Source organism: Methylohalomonas lacus (genome assembly GCF_024808875.1).
Classification (GTDB): Bacteria; Pseudomonadota; Gammaproteobacteria; order Methylohalomonadales; family Methylohalomonadaceae; genus Methylohalomonas; species Methylohalomonas lacus.
Genome location: NZ_JANUCT010000032.1, coordinates 1 through 4,079, shown reverse-complemented (window position 1 = coordinate 4,079; position 4,079 = coordinate 1). Strand labels below are relative to the sequence as shown.

Below are 4,079 nucleotides of genomic sequence, written 5' to 3'. Positions count from 1 at the left end.
CTTCAGTTTGTCCTGATCCATTGTCTCTGCCATTGATGGGCTCCTCTTGTACACTAGCACCAATGGGCAGTTACACAATTTGATTTACAGGCTCTTAACACCAACACTGTTCGCGGATTGTAATCCGCTCCCACAGACATCGGGCCCAGCCAATCACGAATCACCAGTCACCCGTTACTATCAACACCCCCATCCATACTTCCCCCGTCAAGGGGGAAGAGATAACGGTAGCGCTGCGCGCTGTTGATTGATCTGATAACACTAGTGCAGGCGTCGCCAAGCACCCGTTAAAAATTACCAATCACCAGTTACCAGTCACCCCTTATCCAGATACGGTAAATCGCCGTCGAGGAACCAGCGTTCTGCCTCGGCCTCGTACCACCAGTCCTGTGATTCCTTGATCTCGCGGATCGTGCCGCTAGTGTCCTTGTAGTACTTGATGACGACGTGGGTCATTGCCTCGGTTTCCTCGAGATTGAGATCGCTGCGGATGATCTCGACACTGGTAACGCGGTAGTCCTCGAAACCTTCCATGTTCAGCTCCGGCTTGCTGCCGTCGCGCGCACGGATGAAATCATAGGCATCATTATAGCGTTCCCAGCGCAGGGCGGCGGCGTAGTCTTTCAGCGCCTTTTGCAGGTCGCTCAGGCGTTCACGTCGATCCATGTTTGCACAGGCTGCCAACAAGACAACCAATAACAACGACACGACAACGGCTTTCAGTGAATGCATCATAATTCAGGCTCCCGACGAAGCGTGCGTGTTTCCAGGTGAAAGTATAGTAGCCTGCAGACCTTCCAGGATAAGTTCCGCATACAACTGATTGCCGTGCTGCGACAGGTGCAGCTTGTCCTCGGCAACAAAGTCATTCACATCAACCGATCGGGCCGCCATCGCTGCCGGCAGATCAATGTAGGGAGTGTTCAGGGTCACGGCCAGATCACGGATGGCGATATTATAAGGTGCGACATTATCGCGGTAGTTTTCACCGTTGCCCTGCCGGCCCGTCACCTCGCCAATGCTGTGATTGATGACGAATACGCACTGGCCGCCACTGTTCAGCGCGATGCGCTGAAACTCGCGCAGATTCTTGCGGAATTCATCCACCGCAACCCGCGGCACGCGTGCCCAGTCGGGCACGTTGGCGTCATTGAAGCCGAACTCGATCAGCATGACACCGGGCAGCAACGGCAACACATCGGCGGCAAAGCGATCGAAAGCCTGCGCACTGGTGTTATTGCTGACACCGCGGTTATGCACTTCAAAGCCACCCGGCCAGCGGGCATCCAGCAGGCGCTGCAGAATGGTTGGCCAGCGCTGCTCATGGGGGAACTCGCCGGCCTCGGTGATCGAATCACCGAAACAGATGATGCGTGTGCCGCCGTGTCCGGTTTCCATCAGTCAGGACTCGTCCAGTACATTGTTCACCGGCCACATGCGCAGGTCGCTCTTGTCATAAGCCTGCCATAGCGCGCTGAACGTTTGTCCTTTCACCGGGTGCACGCGCTCGCCGTCGATTTCGGCCAGTGGTGCCAGAACAAAGGGATACTCGTCGACGTCATAGCGCGGCAACTCGAACTGCCCGGTCTTGATCACCTGGTCGTCATACAGCAGCAGATCCAGGTCCAGTGTGCGCGAGGAATAACGCGGCTGCTCGCGCGCACGACCATAGTCGAATTCGATGTCGTGGAGCAGATCATAGACCTCTTGCGGCGACAGTTCGGTGTCGGTGCCGACGACCATGTTATAGAAGTTGTCGCCCGCGAAGCCCACTGCCTCGGTTTCGTAGACCGTCGACAGATCCAGCGCGCCGAACTGCTCGCGCAGCCGGGCGACGCCGCTTTTCAGGTTGCGCGCACGGTCGATGTTGGTGCCGATACCGATATAAATGCGCGCCATCAGGACTTCTGCCCCCGCTCGATGATCACGCCGACGTCACGCACGCCGCGCACCGCGCCCTGCTTGTTCACCTTCAGTCGCAGCCACGGCACCTTGAATTCCGTCAGGATCAGTTCGGCCACTTTCTCGGCCAGCGTTTCCACCAGTTCGAATTCGCTTTCGCCGATATAGGCGAACAGCCGCTTGGCAACGTTCTTGTAGTTCAGCGTGTCTTCAATATTGTCGCTGTTGGCCGCGGCACGAATATCGGCGCCCATCTCGATATCGATAATGACGGTCTGCTTGACGCGCCGCTCCCAGTCATAGATGCCGATGATGGTATCGATGCGCAGGTCGCTGAGATAGATAATGTCCATGAAAAATACTGTTCTGTCCGCGGGTCGTTTGATTGGATGTTCATCTTACTGGCTCTGGATGGGACACTCTAGCCTGTATTGCCACTGTCCGGCCACGGCCCGGGAAAGCGGCTGCAAGTGCGACGATCGGCGGCCGCGCTTGACCGGACCTGCGTAAGCGGCTGCAATAGCGCCCATGCTGACCGCCAACCTGTTCGCCTATTTGTTCGTCATCGCCGGTTACCTGCTCGGCTCTGTTGCCTCGGCGATCGTCGTCTGCCGACTGCTTGGCCTGGGCGATCCGCGCGCCGGCGGTTCCGGCAACCCGGGCGCGACCAACGTCATGCGCCTGCACGGGCGACTACCGGCGCTGTTGACGCTGGCCGGCGACCTGCTCAAGGGCCTGTTGCCGGTGCTCGCCGCCCAGGCCTTTGACCAGGCGATCAGCGTAGTCGCGCTGACCGGCCTGGCCGCGTTCCTCGGCCACCTGTACCCGGTATTCTTCCGCTTTCAGGGCGGCAAGGGCGTCGCCACCCTCATCGGCGTACTGTTCGGCCTGTACTGGTTGCTGGGTCTCGGCTTTGTCGCCACCTGGCTGGTGATGGCGGGGCTGTTCCGCTACTCGTCGCTGGCCGCCATCTGCGCCGCGATGCTGACGCCGGTCTACACCGCCCTGCTCGTGCCGAACCTGCTGGTGGTCGGCGTCACCGGCGTCATGACGCTGTTTCTGATCGCCCGGCACCGCTCCAACATCCAGAACCTCATGGCCGGCAACGAAGGCCGGATCGGCGAGAAAGGCTGACCGTTCCTGGATCGCAAATGACTGGTGATGGGTAGGAGCGGCGACCCCGCCGCGAAGTTTCCCATTCGGCCCGGGGGCGGGCCTCCTACGGACGGGTTAATTGGTAAATAGTGATTCGTGATTGGCAAGGCCCGCCATTGTGGGAACGCATCAACCAACAGCGCGCAGCGCTACCTGTGCGGGTCGGAGACATCGGTAACACATTAAACCGGGGACATGGGTTACACATTGACCCTTCACACTGGGCGAACGACCTTGCCCAGCTGTGTATCCAGTAAGCCTAACGGCATCCCGGCAAACTGCAATTGCCAGCGCTCATCATCCACGACAGTCAGTCCCACCGGCTCGCCAATCAGGGCCTGGGAGACGAAGTACAGTTCGCCGCGCCACTTGATGAGGCCATTGTTGCGCACCTGCCGGACCGCGACGTCGTCGTCATATGTCACCGTCGGCAGGCGCGCCGGATAGGACCGCGCTGAGGGCTGGTATACCTGCCCCGGCGTCCGGCCCGCCAGCGCTTCATGCGGCCGCTGCTCATTGTAGACCTTCCGGAACCGGCCAAACCGTTGCTGCTGGCCGCGCCGGTGCTTTGACGCCGGTTGGGTCGCCTCCGCCTTCAGTGTCCGGTGCAGACGTTCATGCCGGCCATTCTGTTCGGGATGACCCGGTTCAATCCGTTCTGGCCACACGCCCAGCTTCAGCCACCAGACCGACAACCGGCTCAAACCGCCCAGCGCCCTTGAGGCAAACGGCGCGCCATTGTCGGTCCGGATCGCCTGCGGCAGTCCATAACACCGGAACAGCCGTTCGAACCGCTGCTGCACCGGCACTGCCCGGGGCTGCACCAACGCCTGACAGTCCAGCAGATAGCGACTGTAATTATCCGAGACCGTCAACGGATAACACCAGTGACCATCGCCCAGTCGGAACGGGCCCTTGAAGTCCGCGCTCCAGACCGCGTTCACCGACTGGCAATGCGACAACGGTTCGCTCATCGGCACCACACGGTGCCGACGCCGGCGCGGCTGGACCAGACCCTGGCG

Annotated in this window: 6 protein-coding genes; 1 reads left to right on the top strand and 5 read right to left on the bottom strand. The window is 60.1% G+C overall.

Features of this window, described 5'->3' with window-relative positions; genetic code table 11:
• Positions 1–315: 315 nt before the first annotated feature.
• From J2T55_RS13155 to folB, 4 genes are read right to left on the bottom strand one after another with little or no spacing between them, the layout of a single operon-like run.
• Positions 316–735, bottom strand: coding sequence for a hypothetical protein (locus J2T55_RS13155; protein WP_259057840.1), 420 nt, complete (start codon positions 733–735; stop codon positions 316–318).
• A 3-nt stretch (positions 736–738) separates the two neighbouring features.
• The gene (locus tag J2T55_RS13150; RefSeq protein ID WP_259057838.1) at positions 739–1,398 is read right to left on the bottom strand and encodes an SGNH/GDSL hydrolase family protein; all 660 of its coding nucleotides are present in this window, start codon (positions 1,396–1,398) and stop codon (positions 739–741) included.
• Between the two features lie 3 nt (positions 1,399–1,401).
• Positions 1,402–1,899: a 2-amino-4-hydroxy-6-hydroxymethyldihydropteridine diphosphokinase gene (folK, locus tag J2T55_RS13145; protein ID WP_259057837.1), complete on the bottom strand. Its 498-nt coding sequence runs from the start codon at positions 1,897–1,899 to the stop codon at positions 1,402–1,404.
• Positions 1,899–2,255 (bottom strand): dihydroneopterin aldolase, encoded by a 357-nt coding sequence (folB, locus tag J2T55_RS13140; protein WP_259057835.1) that lies wholly within the window; start codon positions 2,253–2,255, stop codon positions 1,899–1,901. The genes folK and folB overlap by 1 nt, the downstream gene beginning before the upstream one ends.
• A gap of 175 nt (positions 2,256–2,430) precedes the next feature.
• Here folB and plsY point away from each other — a divergent pair, with 175 nt between their 5' ends.
• Entirely contained in the window at positions 2,431–3,036 is a 606-nt protein-coding gene (plsY, locus tag J2T55_RS13135) for a glycerol-3-phosphate 1-O-acyltransferase PlsY (protein WP_259057833.1), read from the top strand.
• Between the two features lie 236 nt (positions 3,037–3,272).
• On the opposite strand, the gene J2T55_RS13130 is transcribed toward plsY, so the two are convergent.
• The coding region (locus tag J2T55_RS13130; protein WP_259057831.1) for an integrase core domain-containing protein at positions 3,273–4,079 on the bottom strand (807 nt) is incomplete at its 5' end.